Origin of the sequence: uncultured Adlercreutzia sp., from assembly GCF_958431955.1 — a bacterium.
GTDB lineage: Bacteria > Actinomycetota > Coriobacteriia > Coriobacteriales > Eggerthellaceae > Adlercreutzia.
Map to the genome: position 1 here is coordinate 18,063 of NZ_CAUASN010000008.1, position 17,705 is coordinate 35,767.

Annotated in this window: 20 protein-coding genes; 3 read left to right on the forward strand and 17 right to left on the reverse strand. The window is 61.5% G+C overall.

The window, feature by feature from the left end:
- The first annotated feature begins 189 nt into the window (after positions 1 to 189).
- Genes Q5064_RS03950 through Q5064_RS03960 form a run of 3 tightly spaced genes read left to right on the forward strand, consistent with a single transcriptional unit; the run spans position 190 to position 2,875 of the window.
- Positions 190 to 1,206, forward strand: a complete 1,017-nt coding sequence (locus Q5064_RS03950) for an alpha/beta hydrolase (protein WP_302962450.1) — start codon at positions 190 to 192, stop codon at positions 1,204 to 1,206.
- The gene (locus Q5064_RS03955; protein WP_302962452.1) at positions 1,179 to 2,555 is read left to right on the forward strand and encodes an alcohol acetyltransferase; all 1,377 of its coding nucleotides are present in this window, start codon (positions 1,179 to 1,181) and stop codon (positions 2,553 to 2,555) included. The genes Q5064_RS03950 and Q5064_RS03955 overlap by 28 nt, the downstream gene beginning before the upstream one ends.
- On the forward strand, positions 2,552 to 2,875 hold the full coding sequence (locus Q5064_RS03960; protein WP_302962454.1) for a hypothetical protein: 324 nt from the start codon (positions 2,552 to 2,554) through the stop codon (positions 2,873 to 2,875). Before Q5064_RS03955 ends, Q5064_RS03960 begins: the two co-directional genes overlap by 4 nt.
- Positions 2,876 to 2,900: 25 nt before the next feature.
- Here Q5064_RS03960 and Q5064_RS03965 read toward each other — a convergent pair whose 3' ends face one another.
- The 17 genes from Q5064_RS03965 to Q5064_RS04040 all read right to left on the reverse strand — a co-directional run bounded on the left by Q5064_RS03965 (position 2,901) and on the right by Q5064_RS04040 (position 17,650).
- Positions 2,901 to 3,683: an energy-coupling factor transporter transmembrane protein EcfT gene (locus tag Q5064_RS03965; RefSeq protein ID WP_302962455.1), complete on the reverse strand. Its 783-nt coding sequence runs from the start codon at positions 3,681 to 3,683 to the stop codon at positions 2,901 to 2,903.
- Positions 3,683 to 4,537, reverse strand: a complete 855-nt coding sequence (locus Q5064_RS03970) for an energy-coupling factor ABC transporter ATP-binding protein (RefSeq protein WP_302962457.1) — start codon at positions 4,535 to 4,537, stop codon at positions 3,683 to 3,685. The genes Q5064_RS03965 and Q5064_RS03970 overlap by 1 nt, the downstream gene beginning before the upstream one ends.
- Complete coding sequence (locus Q5064_RS03975) at positions 4,534 to 5,373, reverse strand: energy-coupling factor ABC transporter ATP-binding protein (RefSeq protein ID WP_302962459.1); 840 nt, start codon at positions 5,371 to 5,373, stop codon at positions 4,534 to 4,536. Before Q5064_RS03975 ends, Q5064_RS03970 begins: the two co-directional genes overlap by 4 nt.
- A gap of 24 nt (positions 5,374 to 5,397) precedes the next feature.
- Complete coding sequence (locus Q5064_RS03980; RefSeq protein WP_302962460.1) at positions 5,398 to 6,012, reverse strand: hypothetical protein; 615 nt, start codon at positions 6,010 to 6,012, stop codon at positions 5,398 to 5,400.
- A 578-nt stretch (positions 6,013 to 6,590) separates the two neighbouring features.
- Positions 6,591 to 7,394, reverse strand: coding sequence for a 3-deoxy-7-phosphoheptulonate synthase (aroF, locus tag Q5064_RS03985; RefSeq protein WP_302962462.1), 804 nt, complete (start codon positions 7,392 to 7,394; stop codon positions 6,591 to 6,593).
- The gene (locus Q5064_RS03990; RefSeq protein ID WP_296009895.1) at positions 7,391 to 7,672 is read right to left on the reverse strand and encodes a chorismate mutase; all 282 of its coding nucleotides are present in this window, start codon (positions 7,670 to 7,672) and stop codon (positions 7,391 to 7,393) included. Before Q5064_RS03990 ends, aroF begins: the two co-directional genes overlap by 4 nt.
- A 410-nt stretch (positions 7,673 to 8,082) precedes the next feature.
- Complete coding sequence (locus tag Q5064_RS03995) at positions 8,083 to 8,649, reverse strand: HdeD family acid-resistance protein (protein ID WP_302962464.1); 567 nt, start codon at positions 8,647 to 8,649, stop codon at positions 8,083 to 8,085.
- A 278-nt stretch (positions 8,650 to 8,927) separates the two neighbouring features.
- Positions 8,928 to 9,329 (reverse strand): DUF86 domain-containing protein, encoded by a 402-nt coding sequence (locus Q5064_RS04000; RefSeq protein WP_302962466.1) that lies wholly within the window; start codon positions 9,327 to 9,329, stop codon positions 8,928 to 8,930.
- Entirely contained in the window at positions 9,310 to 9,960 is a 651-nt protein-coding gene (locus Q5064_RS04005) for a nucleotidyltransferase domain-containing protein (RefSeq protein ID WP_302962467.1), read from the reverse strand. Before Q5064_RS04005 ends, Q5064_RS04000 begins: the two co-directional genes overlap by 20 nt.
- 117 nt (positions 9,961 to 10,077) lie before the next feature.
- The gene (locus Q5064_RS04010) at positions 10,078 to 10,782 is read right to left on the reverse strand and encodes a molecular chaperone (protein WP_302962468.1); all 705 of its coding nucleotides are present in this window, start codon (positions 10,780 to 10,782) and stop codon (positions 10,078 to 10,080) included.
- 60 nt (positions 10,783 to 10,842) lie between these two features.
- Positions 10,843 to 12,042, reverse strand: coding sequence for an NrfD/PsrC family molybdoenzyme membrane anchor subunit (gene nrfD, locus Q5064_RS04015; protein ID WP_302962470.1), 1,200 nt, complete (start codon positions 12,040 to 12,042; stop codon positions 10,843 to 10,845).
- Between the two features lie 12 nt (positions 12,043 to 12,054).
- Positions 12,055 to 12,672: a 4Fe-4S dicluster domain-containing protein gene (locus tag Q5064_RS04020; RefSeq protein ID WP_302962472.1), complete on the reverse strand. Its 618-nt coding sequence runs from the start codon at positions 12,670 to 12,672 to the stop codon at positions 12,055 to 12,057.
- A 9-nt stretch (positions 12,673 to 12,681) separates the two neighbouring features.
- Complete coding sequence (locus Q5064_RS04025) at positions 12,682 to 15,114, reverse strand: molybdopterin-dependent oxidoreductase (RefSeq protein WP_302962474.1); 2,433 nt, start codon at positions 15,112 to 15,114, stop codon at positions 12,682 to 12,684.
- A gap of 210 nt (positions 15,115 to 15,324) precedes the next feature.
- Entirely contained in the window at positions 15,325 to 15,594 is a 270-nt protein-coding gene (locus Q5064_RS11365) for a type II toxin-antitoxin system RelE/ParE family toxin (RefSeq protein WP_368389094.1), read from the reverse strand.
- On the reverse strand, positions 15,587 to 15,907 hold the full coding sequence (locus Q5064_RS04030) for a hypothetical protein (RefSeq protein WP_302962476.1): 321 nt from the start codon (positions 15,905 to 15,907) through the stop codon (positions 15,587 to 15,589). The genes Q5064_RS11365 and Q5064_RS04030 overlap by 8 nt, the downstream gene beginning before the upstream one ends.
- 178 nt (positions 15,908 to 16,085) lie before the next feature.
- Positions 16,086 to 17,375: a HipA domain-containing protein gene (locus tag Q5064_RS04035; RefSeq protein WP_302962478.1), complete on the reverse strand. Its 1,290-nt coding sequence runs from the start codon at positions 17,373 to 17,375 to the stop codon at positions 16,086 to 16,088.
- Positions 17,372 to 17,650 (reverse strand): helix-turn-helix transcriptional regulator, encoded by a 279-nt coding sequence (locus tag Q5064_RS04040; protein ID WP_302962480.1) that lies wholly within the window; start codon positions 17,648 to 17,650, stop codon positions 17,372 to 17,374. The genes Q5064_RS04035 and Q5064_RS04040 overlap by 4 nt, the downstream gene beginning before the upstream one ends.
- Between the last annotated feature and the right edge of the window lie 55 nt (positions 17,651 to 17,705).

A 17,705-nucleotide genomic window follows, 5' to 3' on the forward strand; every position in this document is an offset into this window, starting at 1 on the left:
CCGGGCGCCCACCGCAGGCGCCGGGCTCGCATCGCGCAATCGGCTCGTAGCCGCGACGCGCACGGCCGTCCGTGTGTCGCCCCGTTAACCGTTTGATGCCAAGGCCCTCCGGCGGGTAGCTGCCAGAGGGCCTTATCGCTTAGCATGGGCCTCATCATTTACGCACCGTCAACGAGCAAAGGAGCAGCCATGCCCATGAATCCCGTGGTTCAGGCCGTTATCAAGGCCATCACGCTCGTGCAGCCCGACGTGGCTTCCTCGTGGGACGCCCAGCGCAAGGTGGAAGATGCCGCTGGCAAGCTCACCATCGCCGACCCGCGCTGCCGCATCGACGAGATCACTGCCACCGCCGACGACGGCTACGAGATACCCCTGCGCGTGTTCACCCCGCTCGACATCGACTTCTCGCTGAAGTCGGGTCTGCACGTGAACGAGGATCATCGCGGCACCATCCTGTATATGCACGGCGGCGGCTGGGCCAATGGCGACGTGGACTTCTACAGCGACGCCTGCATGCGCACGGCGCTGAAGCTGGAGCGGCGCGTCATCGCCGTGGACTATCGCCGCAGCCCCGAGTGCCGCTTCCCCGTGCCGCTGGAGGACTGCTACGCCGTGGCCCGCCAGCTGTTCGCCGGCGCGCTCATTCCCGATGCCGACCCCGAGCATATCGTGCTCATGGGCGACTCGGCCGGCGGCAACCTCACGGCTGGGGTGAGCCTTCTGGCCCGCGAGCGCGGCGACTTCACGCCCCACACGCAGATTCTGCTGTACCCGCTCACCTACAACGACCACAGCGAGAACACCTTGTTCGACTCGGTGCGCGACAACGGCGAGGACTACATCCTCACCCGCCGGGCCATCGTGGACTACATCGAGCTGTACCTGCGCACGCCCGAGGACTTCCACGATTCCCGCTTCGCGCCGCTCATCGCCTCGTCTTTGGCCAACATGCCCCGCACTCTCGTCATCACCGCCGAGTACGACCCCTTGCGCGACGAGGGCGAGGCCTTCGCGGCCCGGCTCGACGCCGAGGGCAACGAGGTGGCCTGCTTCCGCATGACCGACGGGGTGCACGGCTACTTCCTGTACCCCTCGGTGCTCTCGCTCGTACGCGACACCTACCGCCTCATCGCGCACTTCCTCGACGGCGACCCCATTCCCACTGAAGGCAAGCTCCCATGGCTGACGCTTCTTGGTACCGACTAGACAACGTCGGGAAGTTCTACGCCGCCCAGGCCGGTGGGAACACCCAAACCATCTTCCGCATCGCCGCCACCATGGCCGACGAGGTGGATGCCGACGCCCTGCAGCGGGCACTCGACGCGGCCGTGGCGCTCTTCCCCGGCTTCAACGTGTGCCTGAGAAACGGCCTGTTCTGGCACTACCTGGTGCCCGCGCCCAACCCGCCGCGCGTCGAGCCCGAGGTGCTGCCGGTGTGCTACAACCTGCACGCCGACCCCTCGAGCGTGCTCTTCCGCGTCACCTACCACGCCCGGCGCATCAACGTGGAGGTGTCCCATATCATCTCCGACGGCCGCGGTACCTTGGAGTTCGTGAAGGCGCTGCTCGCGGCCTACGTGGAAGCGCGATACGGGGCGCCCGCAGCACCTGCGCCTTATGCCGGCACCGAGGCGTCGAAGACCGAGGACAGCTTCTCGGCCCACTACGACCGCGCGGCCGCCGGCACCGACGCGCAGCCTCAGGTGTTCCACCTCACGGGATGGAAGAACGCCGACGACCCCGTCTACCTGGAGCTGCACTACCCCGCCGATGCCGTGCACGCCGCTGCCAAGGCCGCGGGCGCCACGGTGACGAGCTACCTCATCGCGGCGGTCATCTGCGCCCTGCGCCGCGAGATGCACGGCGCCGAGCGCGAGCGCGCCATCCATATGGACGTGCCCGTGGACCTGCGCGCGCTCTTCGGGTCCACCACCCTGCGCAACTTCTTCGGCCTGGCCTACGTCACCTACGTACCGGGAGATGCCGACGAGCCTGTGGCCGTCATAGCCGCCGAGGTGCAGCAGCAGCTGGCTGCCGGCACCCAGCCGGCGTCGCTCAAGCGCCGGGTGATGCGCATGGTGAAGCTGGAGAAGAACCCGCTCGTGCGCGCGGTGCCGCTCATCGTGAAGGATGCGGCGCTGGGATTCGCCGCCTGGCGGGCCACCCGCGAGGTGACCTGCACCGTATCCAGCCTGGGCCGCGTGCAGCTGGACGACGCGGTGGCCCCCTACGTGGAGGGCATCAGCGCGCTCACCTCGCCGGCCGGGCTGAACTTCATCCTGTGCACCTGCGGAAACGACCTGTGCATCGGCATATCGAGCCGCTTCGTGAGCCTGCGGACGGCACGCCACCTGGTGGATGTGCTAGCCGCCGAAGGCCTGCACGGCTGGGCGGCCCTCAACAAGGACGACGCGCAGGTAGATGCGGCTCTGCGGGAATCGGCGCTGGAGGACCGCCTCGCCGCCATCGGCGCCACTTGGCGTGATCACGCAGGCCGTGCCCCCGCCCGCGATCAGGGACGGGTGGAAGTGCGCGCGAAGGGAGGCCGCTCATGAGGCACTGCGACCGCTGCAACCTGGACTACGCCGGCGACCTGGCCCGCTGCGCCCTGTGCGGCGCTCCGCTTCGGGGCGAGGCTACCCCATCGCCCTTCCCCGTGGCGGCGTGGCAGCGCTTCCATCGCACCGTGCACCGGGCGCTTATCCTGGTGATTCTCGCCTCGCTCGTCGTGGCGGCCATCGTGTGCGCCGCCTTCGGTCTGCCGGGCCTCCTCATCGCGCTCGCCGCGGGCATTGCCGCCTTCATCGTCGTGAAGCTTTTGCTCACCCAAGGGCCCTTGGGCACCAAGCTCGCGAAGTTCTTCTCCATTCGCTGAGAGAACGCCAGGCGGCCCCGCAACCCTACCCCAGCGTGGGCGTTCCCAGCACGGCCAGCACGACGGCGGCCGCCAGCACGAGCGCGCACACGGCCAGCGCGCCCCAGTCGCCGGCACGCAGCGGGTAGTCCTTGTAGCCGCTCTCGCGGGTGCGCAGGTTGAAGCCGCGCACCTCGGCGGCGATGGCGGCCGAGTTCGTCTTGCGCACCGAGCTCACCAGCAGCGGCACGCACAGCGGAATCATGAGCCGCACCTTCTTCACGAGCGACCCGTCGAATTCCACACCCCGGGCCGTCTGGGCCTCCATGATGCCGGCCATGTCGTTCATGAACACGGGGATGAAGTGCACCGTGCTCGTGAAGGTGAAGGCGTACTTGTAGGGCACGTGCAGCTGCTTCACCGCCGAATTCGTGATGTCGTTCATCTTCGTCACGTAGAACACGAGGAACAGGGGAATGGCCGCCGCCATGAGCCGCACGATCACCGTGAGGGCCGCCAGCAGGCTGCCCGTGCCGACATAGCCCCAGGGCAGGGGCACGAGCGGCGTACCGTGGGGTGTGGTGAGCAGGATGACCACCGCCAGGATGAGCGAGAACGCGAACACCGCCTTGCACAGCCCCGCTGTCTCGCGGCCGAGCCCGCAAGAGACGGCCATGGCAAGCGCTGCTGCCAACAGCACGAGCAGGAACACCAGGTTGCTCGTCACGAAGCAGGCGATGGCGAACAGCACGGCACCGATGAGCTTCGCGCAGGGGTTCATGCGGTGCAGAAAGCTGTCCCCCGGCACGTATTCCAGAAACTTCGCCATTATCCGATCGCCTCCACTTCCACCGCCGTCGCTTCCACACCGCGCGCCGCGGCCACAGCCTCCACCATCTGGGGCACCGTGTCGGCCTTGGCCACGGCCTTGGAGCAGCCCTCATCGCGCCCGAGGATCATGGACACCTCGGTCACCTGCGGCGGCAGGATGTGGGCCTCCTTCAGCACGCGCCCGTCGCGCAGCACGTCGAAGGTGGCGCCGTCGGCCACCACCTGCCCGGCAGTCATGGCGATCACGCGGCGCGCGAAGTCGCCCACCACTTCCATGTCGTGGCACACCATGATGACGGTCGTGCCGCTCTCGTTCAGCTCGCGCACCACGTCCATCACCTTCACGCACTCGCGGAAGTCGAGGCCGGTGGTCGGCTCGTCCAGAATGATGGTCGGCGGCGCGAGCACGATGATGGAGGCGAGCGCCAGAAGCTGCCGCGTGCCGCGATTCAGCAGGTAAGGCTCGGCATCGGCGTCGAAGCCGAAGCGCTCGATGATCGCGTCCACGCGCTTCTCGGCTTCCGGCCCCTCTTCGCCGAGCGCCTTGAAGCCGAAGAGCAGCTCCTCGCGCACGGTATTGCAGCAGATCTGCCGATCGGGGTTCTGGAAGAGGAAGCCGATGCGCCGCGCCAGCTCGCTCGTCTTCAACGCGGTGGTGGGCACGCCGTCCACGAGCACCTCGCCAGCCGTGGGCTTCAGAAGCCCATTGGCCAAGCGCATGGTGGTCGACTTCCCCGCGCCGTTGGTGCCCACGAAGGCCACGAAGTCGCCGTCGTTCACCGTGAAGCTCACGTCGTTCAGCACGGCGAGCTCCCCGTCGTAGGAGGCTGACACGTTCTTGAACTCGATCATGCGAGCACCTCCTTCAGCGCTGCGGCGGCCCCGGCCACGTTGCGCACCGTCGGGCCGTCGTAGAGCCCCTGGGCGCCCAGGGCGTTCATGAGCGTGGTGGCCCGCGGCACGTTCACGCCGAGGGCCAGCAGTTCGTCGGAATGGGCCAGCACCGCATCGGGCGTATCGGCGAAGCGGATGCGCCCCTCGTCCACAATGACGAGCATGTCGGCATAATCGGACAGAAGCGCGATCTTCTGCTCCACCACCACGACGGTGGTACCGTGTTCGCGAGCATAGCGGGCAAGCAGGTCGAACACGGCCACCGACGAGGCCGGGTCCAGTTCGGCGGTGGGCTCGTCCAGCACGAGCACGCGCGGCTGCAGGGCGATGACCGAGGCCACGGCCACCTTCTGCTTCTGGCCGCCCGACAAGCTGTCGATGGTACGGTCGCGCAAGTCAGCGATGCCCATGGCGGCAAGCGCCTCGTCCACTCGCGTGGGAATCTCGTCCTTGGGTACCGCGAAGTTCTCAAGGCCGTAGAGGATCTCGTCTTCCACCACCGTGGACACCATCTGCGAGTCGATGTCCTGGCAGACGCTCCCCACCACCCGCGAGATGTCGGTGAGCGACGCCTCCACGGTATCGAGTCCTTCCACGGTCACCGACCCGTAGAAGTCGCCCGGGTAGCAGTGCGGGATGATGCCGTTGATGGCGTAGGTGAGGGTAGACTTCCCGCTGCCCGCGGCCCCGGTGATGCCCACGAAGCACCCATCGGGAATGGAGAGCGTGATGTCGCGCACCACCGGCGCCTCCCCCTCCCGATACCGAAAGCTGAACTCATCGAACTGGATCATAGCTGCTCTTCCTCAATAGCTTACTTACTTCTTCAGGACCTTCTTCAGGGGCACGGCGAGCACCTGAACGAAGATGCAGTTGAACGTGGCAGTGCCCAGCACGATGGCCACGTAGGCCGCCATGGCCACGGCGAAGTCGCCGCCCACGGACACCACGTTGATGTAGACGGACAGCGCCGCGAACGTGAAGCCAGACACGCAGGTGGAGATGAAGGTGTTCACGAGCGGATTGATGTCCAGCTTGCCACCGATCTTCATGGGCACGTGGATGAGCAGGCCGCAGGCGAGCGCACCCAGAAGCTCCGAGGGGATGTTGAGCAGCGGCGTGGCGTTCAGCATCGGGATCTGGCACACCAGACCGGCGATAAGGCCGATGGCAAGCGACTGGGCCACGTTCGGGCGAATGATGATGATGGCCAGGCAGTAGGCGGCGATGATGAAGTTCGGCTTCATGCCGAAGGAGGCGAGCAGGCTGCCCACGGTCAGCTTCAGCACGGCACCGGCGGCCAGAAGCACGGCCACCAGGATGAGGTCCTGCACCTGCAGTCCCTTCTTCTCGGTCGCGGCAACGGTGCGCTTGGCGCCGGCGGCCTGGACGGGAGCATTCTCAGCGTCGGCGGTCATACGGAGTTCTGCCATGTCAATCAGTCCTTTCTCGGGCGGCTTCCTTACCGCCCCTCGTGCTCGCGCCTGCGAGCGTTTCCTGTGTCAGCAATTGCCCCGTATCCGACGCCTTGAGAGGTTCCCGGCTTTCCCCAACAAAAAGGGATCTGTCCTTTGCTTAAAGGACAGATCCCTTGATCTGCGGTGCCACCTTTAATTGATCCGCCGAAGCGAACCCTCTCACGAACGGGCCATCACCCGCTCTGCCTTTAACGCAGGCTCACGGTCCAGATACTCGGCCTCGCCGGAACAAACGGCGGTGGGCCTTTCCCCTTTCCCTCGGCGATCCATTTACCCTCTGGCGTTCTGCGGGAATCTCAGCTGCGCCCGCTCTCTGTGAGTGCCCGGATGGCTTGATCTTCGCCTCATCGGTTTAAGGTATATTCAATTGCTGGGTCGTACTTTAGCACAGAAATCTGAGCGCGCAACCCCTCAATTTCCCCACCATCCGCCAACGGCCCACCCACATCACCACCCTTTCGGGAAAGCGAAAAGCCCACCTCGCGCAAAGCGAGATGGGCTTCCAGGCAGCAATGCGCAACAGCGGAAAGCTGCTACACGATCTTCTTTCCCAGGACGGCGGCCAGGTCGCGCAGCTCGGCGATGAGCTCGCGGAACTGGGCCGGCGTCAACTGCTGGGGGCCATCGGAAAGGGCCACCGGCGGGTTCGGGTGCACCTCGATCATGAGCGAGTCGGCACCGGCGGCCACCGCCGCCTTGGCCAGGCTCGGCACCAAATCGCGCTGGCCGGCCGGATGCGATACATCGATGCACACCGGGTACAGCGACTGCTTGTGGATGACCGGCACCGCCGCGATGTCCAGCGTGAAGCGCGTGGCCGTCTCGAAGGTGCGGATGCCGCGCTCGCACAGCACCACGTTGGTGTTGCCATGGTCGGTGATGTAGTCGGTAGCGGCCAGCCACTCGGCAATGGTGCCCGCGAAACCGCGCTTGTACAGCACCATCTGGTGCGTGTCGGCGGTCACCTCGCCGATCTTCTTCAGCAGGCTGAAGTTCTGGAAGTTGCGGGCGCCCACCTGCAGGCCGTCCACGTAGTCGGCCACCAGCTGGCAGTGGGCCGAGTCCATTACCTCGGTCAGCGTCTTTAAACCGTAGGTGTCGCCGGCATTCTTCATGATCTTCAGCGCCTCTTCACCGAGACCCTGGAAGGAATGCGGGTTGGTGCGGGGCTTGAACGCGCCGCCGCGAATCCAGGTGAGCCCCAGATCGGCGATGCACTCAGCCACCTCGTTGAACTGCTCGGCAGATTCCACCGAGCAGGGGCCGGCGTAGATGGTGATCTCGTCGGTGCGCTGCCCCAGATCGGGAAGAGGGGCGATTTTCACTTCTTCGCTCATACGGACGGCGTCTCCTTACTCACTCGAAGGATGGTCTCGTAAATGGCGCGAAGGTACTCGTTGTAGAGCGGACCTTCGTTGTAAGAGGCGATCTTGGCGAAGATCTCCTCCTCGCGGCGGGCGTCATAAAGACCCATGTGGGCATCGGGCTTAAGCCCGCGAATGACCAGAGAATGGCTGGCGCGCTTGTTCAGAAGCGCCACGAGCTGACGATCGATCTCGTCGATCTTCTCGCGATGCTTCTCGATCTCCGCCAGGGCGCTGGTTTCGTCTGACATCGCAATTCCTTTCCTGAACCAAAAGCTTTAACGAGCGTGGCCGCATCCCCCTGCAGGCAAACGGCCCTCGTGTGCGCACCATAATAGCAAAGACCCCCGCACGAGCAGGGGTCGAAGGGAAAATTATGCATAGAAGCCCCCAATGAACAGCCATCGGCAAAAGCGAGCGAGCACCGCAATTCAATGCGGCCGCTTCGGCCATCGCCATAGGGAAGGGATTCAGCCATCGTCGCAAGGGGCCACTTCGACCATCCCCGTAGGAGGGTCAGCTTCGACCGTCCCCGTAGGGGGCGGCTTCAGCCGCCCCAAACCCCCGACCCCCACATATCACCCATGTCGGCATATCTGCGCCAACCAACACCCGCCCCCCCACGACATCAACCGCGCAAGCAGAACGTCCTGCCGGGCGTCTAGTGTGAATGGCTGGCCAGCGGTCCGTGGCTCTCGGAGTCGCGCTGATACCACTCGATGAACAGATCGATCGCACCGTTGGCGATGAACGCGGCGCCGAGCACCAGCACGAAGGTCATGGACGCACCCCACGGGTTCACCACAATGAGCACGCCGCCGATACCCACGATGACGGCCGCCGCCAGCACCGCAATCCAGATGCTACTGCCGAAGTTGCGCAAGGCGAAGGCGCGCACCACGTTCACGATGGCGCACAGGATGAGCACCACGCCGAGTACCACCGAGAAGAAGCCGGCGATCACCTTCGGAAATGCGAAGGCGATAACGGCGATGATCAGGTAGAACACGCCGCTCATAAGAGCACTGGGGTCGCGGTAGCGCACGCTGCGCTGGCGAAAATAGGACGCCGTGCCCGCTATGCCCATGAGCGCGAGCGCCACGCCGAACAACATGATGATGCCCTGGATGGTAATGGACGGATACACCATGAGAAACAAGCCGAAACCGATGCACAGCACCGCCTGCACCAAGTTGTTCGACCGCACAACGTTCAGAAACTTCTCCATGGCTGCTCCTATCGCCCGGCGCCCAAAGCGCCTTTGCTCCCGCCCGATAAGATCACGCCAGCCGCCCTCCCTTGCGGCCACGATCAATCGGAACTTCTCTTATTGGCGATATGTTAAAGCGCCTGCACAAAATCGACCGCACGGGCGCACCTGTTGAAAACAATCAGTTAAACAGTCACCTTTGCTGACACCCACCCGTAACTAATGGCAACAACCCGCAATGGATTTGTTACCTGTTTGTCAGCTCCAGGGCTCGGATTCTCTGTTTCCGGAATACATCAGCCCTCCATGCTGGCTGGCCCGAATTCTAGTTCCAATCCCAGCTCATCGCAATAGCCCTGGCACCCTTCGAGCAGAACGGGGAAATCTTCTTCGATAACCTGCCAGATAATGTCTGCATTCACATCCCCGTAGGCGTGGGCCAGGCGATTGCGAACGCCCTTGATCGCCCGACGCTCGAAATCGTAATGGGCCAGCGCGCTATCGCTGAGCGAACCCGCTTCCTCGGTGATGCGCAGCACCCGATTCATGATAGCCTCAGCGAACAGCTGGTCGGCATCGGATTCGGGGCTTTTGAAGCGCTGCTCGGTAATCCCGAGCCGCGCCATTTGACCCCGCGTCTCCATGATGAGATTGAATATCTCCTGCACACGCGCGAGATCAGTGGCCTTTGCGCTCATACACCAGCACCTTCTCCCTCTCGATGGCTGCGGCGAGGTTGGGGTTTTTCACCTTCCGCGCTGTGACCACATCTACATCGCGCCCTGTCACGCGCTCCACATGCTTCTGGAATTGCGCGACTTCGAACAGGCTGAAGGGGGCGGCCTTGTCGTATTCCAGCCGCACGTCCACATCGCTCTCGGCGGCAAAATCGCCGCGCGCGAACGAGCCGAACACATAGCCGCAGGTTATGGCCTCGTACTTCCCGCATTCCTGCGCAACAGCAGCCAACACCCGCTCGCGTTCCTCCCCTTCACGAGACTCCTCGGAGGTCGCCTCCTGCAGCACTGGAATAGAAGCTGGCGCAGAATCCCGCAGATCGCTAAAGCGGATGACGCGGGGACACAGGGCGGCATAGCGCTCAACCAGCTCTTCCCCTTCGTACCCTTCGGCGATAAGGCGACGCAGCACGTCAAGAGAGACGCCTTCATCCTCCACCTTCAGCGGTTTGATGAGTAGCCCCTCATCCGTTTGCTCGATGAGAGCATAATCGGTGAAGCCCATGTCTTTGTAAGCTTTCGCGGGAATGGTGATCTGCCGCTTGCTGGACACTTTAATCCGCTGCGGCATCGCACGTGCCGTATCGGCCATGGCACCCTCCTTACCAAGCGCTTGGTACCAAGTTGCAAGGAGAGTATAGCACGAAAGTGCCCCTGCCGGCTAAGCGGCAAGGGGCTTCAACGGAAGGGACGATACGACACGGGGGTCCTAGCCAAGTTGAGAGCGATGGTAGGCGAGCAGGGCACGGGCGAGGATGAGCACGTGAGCAAAATAGCCGTCAGGATAGGCTGCCTGCACCTTTGCCTCCAGTGCTTCAATCCACCCGAGCGGATGGTCGTCGATAAAGGCCGCCACCTCCTCATCGGAAAGCTCGCGCACCAAGGCCCCCTTGTCGGGAGCGGCATCGGCTTCCCGCGCCGCCACCTCACTCGCAACGGTCGCCATATCGTACGCCCAGGCGCGCCGACGGCACATCTCCGACAGGCACAGAAGCTCGATGCCCAGATGATCCTCGTACTGGTTGGAGGGACCAGCCGCCTCGAGGCCGAGGGACCGCAGCACCTCGCGCATCTGGAAGGTTGCCTCACCGAAGCCCACCGAGGCGCCCTCGCGACGATTCATCGTCTCCCAGGGAGGAGCGGCCGGCGAGGGCGGCCCGACGAACAGCGCCGTGTACTCCACCGATACATTGGTCACATTCTTCTCGCGACCGACGCCAAGAGATCCGGCCCACAGGCCCAGAGCGTCGGCAGCTTCGGCCACATGCTCGTCGCCGAAGTCGGGGAACGCACCCCAGAACTCCGGATCGAGCCCCACATCGGCCGTTTGCGACATGGGCCGCAGCAGTGAGTTGCCCAAAAAGGCGTAGGCATCTGCCAGCGCATGCCAGCTGGCCGCATTAAGATAGCTCACCGTTCCCCCTTTCGAAAATGCGGGGCCCCATTGCCGGAAGCCCCGCCGCACGTGTCGCCGTTATGCTGTCAGCGGATCGAAGTCAAGGTCGGCAGCCGTCGCGGAGGCGCGTCCCTCGACACGCTCCGACTCCGAGGCCGGCACCAGCAGCTTGGAGCCCAGCACCATGAAGGCCAGTGCTCCCAGACACGGCATGCCCACGACGATGAGCACCTCGGGCACGGTGGGCGCATAGGCGCCGGCCAAGGCCCAGCCGCCGCTGGAAAGGATGCCCGGCGCGCCCTCCACGTTCGGCACGAGAAACGACGTGAGCAGAAGCCACAGGCGCTTGCAGAGCACACCGGCGATCACGAGCACGCTCGCCCCCACCACAAGCCCCGTGCGCTCGCGGTTCTTCGCGAATACCAGCACGAGGAACGGAACGACGAGGCCGCCGACAATCTCGAACCAGAAGAACGGTGCGGTCGGACCGCTGGTCATGAGCGCCAGCGTCTCGGCACCAGCAGCTCCGGGATAGGCCATGGTGAGCACCTCGCAGAAGATGAAGAAAGCATCCACCGCAATGCAGGTGGCAAGCAGACCGGCCAGTGAGGCTACAAGCTCGCGAGAGGTGTCGAACAGGCGCGCCTTCTTGAGCGCCGCCAGCACGCACAGCAGCAACGCCAGACCCGAGTCCATGGCCGAGGCCACGAAGATGGGAGCCATGATGGCCGAGTACCAGCCCTCCTTGGCCATCTGCAGACCGAAGATCCAGGCCGTCACCGAGTGCACCAGAATGGCGCAGGGCAAAGCGAAGCGCGAGATGACGGACACCGCCCGGTCGTTGCCCCGGCGCATGTTCACCAAATACAGCACGTTGATCACCAGGTACAACGTGATAACGCATACGTCCCAAATAAGCGGCGAAGTGGGATTCGGCCCCGTGAACAGACGCCAAATGCGCTGGATACCGCCCAGGTCGATGAGAATGAACGCGCCGGCCAAGCAGATGCACACCGTCGACAAGATGATAGCCGGCATGGCCACCGCCTTGAAGCGCTTGATGTGGAAGACGCTCGCCGAGGACGCCACGATAAGGCCACCGGCCGACAGGCCCACGAAGAACATGAACATGGTGATGTAGAGGCCCCACGACACGCCGTTGGACATGCCGGTCACGGCCAGGCCGCCCATAAGCTGGAAGAGGTAGGCGCCCACGCCGGCCACCGCCAGCACCGCGAGCACGGCGGTGAGCGGTTTGTTCTTAGTCAGAAGTTCCATAATGCCACTCCCCTAGTCGAAGTAATAGACCTGCGGTCGGGTACCCTGCTCCTCGAGAAGCACCCCGGCGCCACGCTGGCGAATAACCTGCGACACCTCGGAATCCGGGTCGTCCAGATCGCCGAAGATGCGCGCGCTCATCGGGCAGCACTGCACGCAGCGCGGCTCCTCGCCGCCATCGGTGCGCTCCCGGCACAAGGTGCACTTCTCGGCCACGCCCCGCGCTCGCTTGGCAACCTCGTCGTCGCCGTAGGCGAAGTCGGGCACGTAGACCGGCTCGTCCCAATTGAAGGAACGCGCGTTGTAAGGGCAGGCGGCCATGCACATGCGGCAGCCGATGCACTTGTCGTAGTCGATCTCCACGCGGCCCATCTCGTCCTTGTAGGTGGCGCCGGTGGGGCACACCCGCTCGCAGGCCGGGTTCTCGCAGTGCTGGCATGCCAGGGGCAGGTAGGTGCGGGAAAGCGCGGGATACTGGCCCAAAGCGTCATCCTCCACGCTGCAGCCCTCCGTCAGCACTCGATTCCACCGGATGCCTTTGGCCACACCGTTCTGCATCTTGCAAGCATAGGCGCAGGTCTGGCACCCAATGCAGCGGGTTTTGTTGATAGCCATTCCATACTTAGTCATTTGTCTCACCTATGCCTTTTCCACTTGCACCAAAGTATCGTTGTAAGGAATCTGCGGACCATGGAAGAGTGCATATCCCCTTTCAGGCCGCACCGAGTTGGTAACGTTTTGCAGGAAACCGTCTTTGTAATAACGCGTGTAAGTGGTTTCCGCCATAAAGAGCACACCTGGCTGCAGCGAGCGATTCACCAAAGCGGTGGCCACAAACGAACCACGGTCGTTATACACGCGCACGTCGTCGCCAGTGACAATTCCGCGCGCTTCTGCATCTTCCGGTGCAATGTTGATGCGGGGGCCGAAGTCCTCCTGGAACCATTCGGAAGCGGAGTAGTAGGCATGAATGCGATAGCGGCTCTTTCCCTGGGTGAAATACAGCGGGAACTGCTCCTTCTTGGGATTGCTCTCATAGGCCTCGTTAGCGTCCTCGTACACCGGCAGCGCTTGACCAAACTCGGTCAGATACTCGTAATACAGCTCAATACGCGTAGTAGGCGTAGGGTAAATTTGTTCCACTCCGCCATCGGGCATGTAGTCATCCCCTGTTTCTGGCAGCTTCATCACCCCGCCGTTGGATAGCAACGCTTCGTAAGTAAAGCCTTCCATACGGGGATCCAAATCCGCAACCCCCTCAAGACAACGGCGTGCCAACTCTTCATAAGTCTTGGGCAGCAGATCTTCCAAGCCCCACTGAGCCGCCAGCAAACGCTCAATTTGCAAGTCGCTTTTTGACTCGAACATGGGTTTTACCATCCCGTTCGCCAAAGTTACATAACCTCGGCTATCACGCAACTGCTTTACACTTTCCTCGCACTCAAACTTAGTACAGGCAGGCAACACGATGTCGGCATAGTCAACGGCAGACGAGTGATAGATGTCAACGATTGCGTAAAAATCGAGCGACTTCACCCAATTCAGCATGTCGTTAGCAGATGCCGCCTGGAGTGTGAAGGCGTCTCCGAAGGTTAGGGCAGCACGAATTTTGTTTTCCTGGTAAGGCATATCGTACATGGCTATGGGGCTCTCAACTTCTTGGTATTCCTCAGGAAGCTCCCAGCTATTCAGCGTTGCAAAAGGATCGCTGGAGCCAAAACCAACGTACGAGGCAAATCCTGCTCCCCTTTTCCCGTAATTCCCTGTTAGGGCCACCAATATCGCAGCTGCATGACCCGTTACATCTGAATTTGTATACTTATCTACGCCTCCCAGACCGTAATCTATGATGGCCGGACCGTTATTGGCGTAACGGTCTGCCAGGTTTACGATAGTCTGAGCTTCAATTCCAGATGTTTTTTCAGCCCAATCATAGGAGATCGTACTAACCCACTCTTTAATAAGCGTGAATTCCGTTACCAGTTTCTTGCCCTCGAACTCCCATTCGCCTTCTAATGCGGGCACAGCCGCCGGGTCATCATAGAGCGTCGGTCCGTCAGTGATGGTATCCCACACAAAGGGAGCCCCCACCACTTCCTCCCCCACCACCGTCGGATTGGGAGTCACAACCTCAGCGCTGCGGAAGCTCTTACCGGTATCGCGATCCACCAAATACGGACAAGAGGTATGGGCCATAACAAACTCTTCGTCATACCAGTTGTTTTCAACGATTGCCTTGATCATTGCCTGGATAATAGCGGCATCTGTGCCTGGACGAACTGGCAGCCATTCGTCCGCCTTTGCCGCCGTGGGAGTAAAACGGGGGTCGATGCATACTATATAAACACCAGCCTCCTTGGCGTCCATCAACGGGGCAGACCATATTATGGCGCTTTCTAGAGGGTTGTGACTAAGCTCGATAATCGTAGATGCGTCCTTGAATTCCCAATGAGAACGCGGCGACGCTGCAGCCAAATCCGGACCAAATGCTGGAGCGATACCATTAGCCCAACCGTTATCTATACCATGCAATCCGCCGGAATCCGCTTTTAAAAGTTTCCCGATAAAATCCAAACCAATGCTGGCCTCGGTTGCCTTTCTGATAAAAACGGAATCTTCGCCGTATTTTTGTTGAGCTGCCTTCAAATTATCAGCAATCGTCTTAATAGCTTCGTCCCAGGAAATCTCCTCGAACTTACCTTCACCGCGCTCGCCCACACGCTTTAGCGGCACCTTCAGTCGATCCTGGGAATAGATGTGGTTCACTTCGTTGATACCACGCAGGCAAATAGTGGAGTGCCGCTTGTCCACCAAATCACTCGGCTCTATAATGGCAACCTTTTCATCGCGAATTACGCATTTCAAAGTGCATCCCGTCAGGCAATGGAACTGGTGGCACAAATGAGCCGTGCGCTCCTCCCCCTCCGCATGGGCCGAGGTCGGCGCCAGCGTTGCCGTGCCGAGCGCCAGGCCGGTCGCACCTGCGACACCGAGGCCCGCGGCTGCGGCACCGGTCGTCTTCAAGAAGCTTCGACGAGTGAGGCCGCCCGTGGAGCATTTCGCTTCGGACATCTCTCCTCCTTCATTCCCGGGGACCTCGCTTTGCGCGAGTGGCACCGCCTCTTCTCCATGCAGCGGTCTTTACCGTCCCCTCAAACTGGTATTCCCGAGAATTGGCCAAATTCCTCTGGCGGCACTATAGCAAATTGTCCTATGACAATACAAGAGTTATCATAGGACAATTTTCAGAGCAGATTATCTTTCTTGAGGATAAATATTTGGCTACTTCACCTGACCGTGATGCACAATTCCGTAGAGCGCTGCCACATCATTCTCTTCATCGTACTCGTATACCAAGAGAAAAGGCTTGAGATCGAGGGTCAAGCACCTGCTGCCAAATTCGCTCTTAAGCCATGGGCGATTCAAAGTCGATCCAACGGTGGGCACTTGCTCAATAAGGACGACTAACTCTTCCAGACGCTTCTGAAGTCGAGCAGATGTAATCTGGCGAACACTCCTGATGTACCGGTCGGTTACTCGCAGCTCAGTCATTTACGCCCCAAGCCTCGCGCATGCGGGCAATGGCACTCTCCGAACCAACCGTGTAACGCCCCGCAACAATATCTTCACGACCCTCCTCGATGATTTCTTGCAATTCTCTCTCAAAGAGAGCAGCCTCTATGGCCCTGGCTTTTTCTTGGGCCAGCACCTCCTCGGAGCAGAACACATACGCGGCATTGCCGTTCTCGGTAATGTGAACTACCTCTTCGGCAGCTCTGTCCTTGATCTCCCTCTGCTTGGTCTTCAGTGCGGCGAATGAATAGATGGGAGTGGGCTTAGGAGTTTCGTAGGCAGGAAGAGGCATAGTAGATCCTTCCAAATTAGATACTTAAATCGGCACCTATATAGTATCCGAATTAGCTTCCATATTCAATCACGATATCACATCAAAAACTCAGAGCTAGCACGTCAGCTACCCCTTGAGCAGGTCGCCCACACCCTCGTTGAAGCCCTCGGCGAAGGCGCTGGGGATGAGGGAGGGCCTACCGGCAAAACGCTTTCAGACGTTCCAGCGCTGGAGCCGCATGCCTGCTGCCAGCCTCGGGATAAAGCTCGGAGGCAATCGCGATGCCCTCCTGAATATCCTCCACCGCCCCATCGAGAACCTCGCTCGCAACACGAGAAGGCAGACCCCACGAGCGCGCCTCAGCCTCAATATTTTCTCGCTCAATTCGGTCGATGCGGATGCGCCCGTCGATACGCAAGCCCATGAACAGCACATTCGGCGTGATTTCTAGGGCCGGCACAACGTCGTAGAGCGGTGCGAGACGAATCGTGTCGCCGTCGTGGAGCAGCGCATAGTTCTTGGCATGGGCGTCGGTATTCCCGAGAACTACATTCACGAAGAGGTGCCGCAGGAGCCGCTTTCGCTCTTCCAGCGGATCGACTGCGTAGCGGGACAGCAAATCGGCAATGCCCTTGTAGGTCGGATCGCTTTTCGTCGGCGACGCTGTAGCTGCGTACTTGCGTCCCGGCTCTATGCCAAGGGCCTGTGCGCAGTCTTCTTGGTGCAGCCGCACGAGGCCTCCCTCGATTTCAATCCGATCGAAACGCTCTACGAGCAACGTGAGGGGCGCTTCAGGCAGGTCGAGAAGAGCTGAGCCAGCCGTTTCCGTCACGTGGCGAGCAACCTCCATCCCCCACGCTTCCCCTTCCACCAGCCCCGCGAGTCGTCCTTGGGGCTGGGGCTTCAAGATATGCGTCGAAGGAGCTCCGTCCAAAGGGAGCGCTGCCGAGCTCAGGGTCCGGTGGCCCGCTTCGATCTCGGCCCAATCCTCCGATCCGATAATTACGCAGAGCTTCTCCTGGAAACCGCCAAGGGATACGCGCAAGGAAGAGGCGTCGTCGTAGGGGTGCGACGGCAAGGCAGCCAAGCGGATCGCCAGCTCCTCAGGCGTCAGCCTCTTTTCGCGAGAAAGCTCCTGGCTCGCACGAGCCAGCGCCCAATCTTCCCGAGGCATCACCTCAACAGCACCGGCGCACTCCCAGCCTATTTGGGCAAGCAATCCGAAATAATCGCCTTCAGCGATGCCGTAGAACCGCCGCAGCTCATCGAGTCTCGCGTCTTCGGGCAGCAGTCCTGAGAACCAGGAAAAGGTTCGCAGGGCATCGAAGGGCCGCTCTTGCACGCAGAGCGCCGTTGAGAGCAAGGGCGAGAAGGGGTGAGTCGAAGCGACCTCTTCTGAAAACGTGAAGCGAGCACCGTTTTTCGTGCGGACCAATTCGCCGACTTTCTCGCCAGCGAGGCGCACTTCAAGGGATTCAGAATTCATACCCGACTCCCCTCTTCGTGCGAACGCGGAAACGCCGCTGCAAAAGCGGCGTCCTCATGCACTTCCGCCCGCGCGCCCTTAGGAAGAACCACAAGCTTTAGCCCCAAATCGCTCACAGCGCGCATGAGTGTTTGGGAGCTGACGCTTTTCCCGTTCTCAAGAGCCGAAAGCGTGGCGTGGGAGGCGCCGATGATCTCCGCGAACTCATCTTGGGTGTACCCTTTTTCCTTGCGCGCCTTCTGGAGAAACGATCCCAGCTGATCGAGGCCGTACACATTAGTCCAATTCATCGCGAACCTCCGAATTCATCAAGTTTTCTTGATATTATCT

What these genes read in the sequence shown, in the direction of transcription:
- Q5064_RS03995 (WP_302962464.1), bottom strand. Translation starts at nt 8,649, where the DNA reads ATGGAGAAGTTTCTGAACGTTGTGCGGTCGAACAACTTGGTGCAGGCG.
- Q5064_RS03990 (WP_296009895.1), bottom strand. Translation starts at nt 7,672, where the DNA reads ATGTCAGACGAAACCAGCGCCCTGGCGGAGATCGAGAAGCATCGCGAG.
- Q5064_RS03955 (WP_302962452.1), top strand. Translation starts at nt 1,179, where the DNA reads ATGGCTGACGCTTCTTGGTACCGACTAGACAACGTCGGGAAGTTCTAC.
- aroF (WP_302962462.1), bottom strand. Translation starts at nt 7,394, where the DNA reads ATGAGCGAAGAAGTGAAAATCGCCCCTCTTCCCGATCTGGGGCAGCGC.
- Q5064_RS04025 (WP_302962474.1), bottom strand. Translation starts at nt 15,114, where the DNA reads ATGTCCGAAGCGAAATGCTCCACGGGCGGCCTCACTCGTCGAAGCTTC.
- Q5064_RS03950 (WP_302962450.1), top strand. Translation starts at nt 190, where the DNA reads ATGCCCATGAATCCCGTGGTTCAGGCCGTTATCAAGGCCATCACGCTC.
- Q5064_RS03975 (WP_302962459.1), bottom strand. Translation starts at nt 5,373, where the DNA reads ATGATCCAGTTCGATGAGTTCAGCTTTCGGTATCGGGAGGGGGAGGCG.
- Q5064_RS04000 (WP_302962466.1), bottom strand. Translation starts at nt 9,329, where the DNA reads ATGAGCGCAAAGGCCACTGATCTCGCGCGTGTGCAGGAGATATTCAAT.
- Q5064_RS04005 (WP_302962467.1), bottom strand. Translation starts at nt 9,960, where the DNA reads ATGGCCGATACGGCACGTGCGATGCCGCAGCGGATTAAAGTGTCCAGC.
- Q5064_RS03960 (WP_302962454.1), top strand. Translation starts at nt 2,552, where the DNA reads ATGAGGCACTGCGACCGCTGCAACCTGGACTACGCCGGCGACCTGGCC.
- Q5064_RS03970 (WP_302962457.1), bottom strand. Translation starts at nt 4,537, where the DNA reads ATGATCGAGTTCAAGAACGTGTCAGCCTCCTACGACGGGGAGCTCGCC.
- Q5064_RS04020 (WP_302962472.1), bottom strand. Translation starts at nt 12,672, where the DNA reads ATGACTAAGTATGGAATGGCTATCAACAAAACCCGCTGCATTGGGTGC.
- nrfD (WP_302962470.1), bottom strand. Translation starts at nt 12,042, where the DNA reads ATGGAACTTCTGACTAAGAACAAACCGCTCACCGCCGTGCTCGCGGTG.
- Q5064_RS03965 (WP_302962455.1), bottom strand. Translation starts at nt 3,683, where the DNA reads ATGGCGAAGTTTCTGGAATACGTGCCGGGGGACAGCTTTCTGCACCGC.
- Q5064_RS04035 (WP_302962478.1), bottom strand. Translation starts at nt 17,375, where the DNA reads ATGAATTCTGAATCCCTTGAAGTGCGCCTCGCTGGCGAGAAAGTCGGC.
- Q5064_RS04030 (WP_302962476.1), bottom strand. Translation starts at nt 15,907, where the DNA reads ATGCCTCTTCCTGCCTACGAAACTCCTAAGCCCACTCCCATCTATTCA.
- Q5064_RS03980 (WP_302962460.1), bottom strand. Translation starts at nt 6,012, where the DNA reads ATGGCAGAACTCCGTATGACCGCCGACGCTGAGAATGCTCCCGTCCAG.
- Q5064_RS11365 (WP_368389094.1), bottom strand. Translation starts at nt 15,594, where the DNA reads ATGACTGAGCTGCGAGTAACCGACCGGTACATCAGGAGTGTTCGCCAG.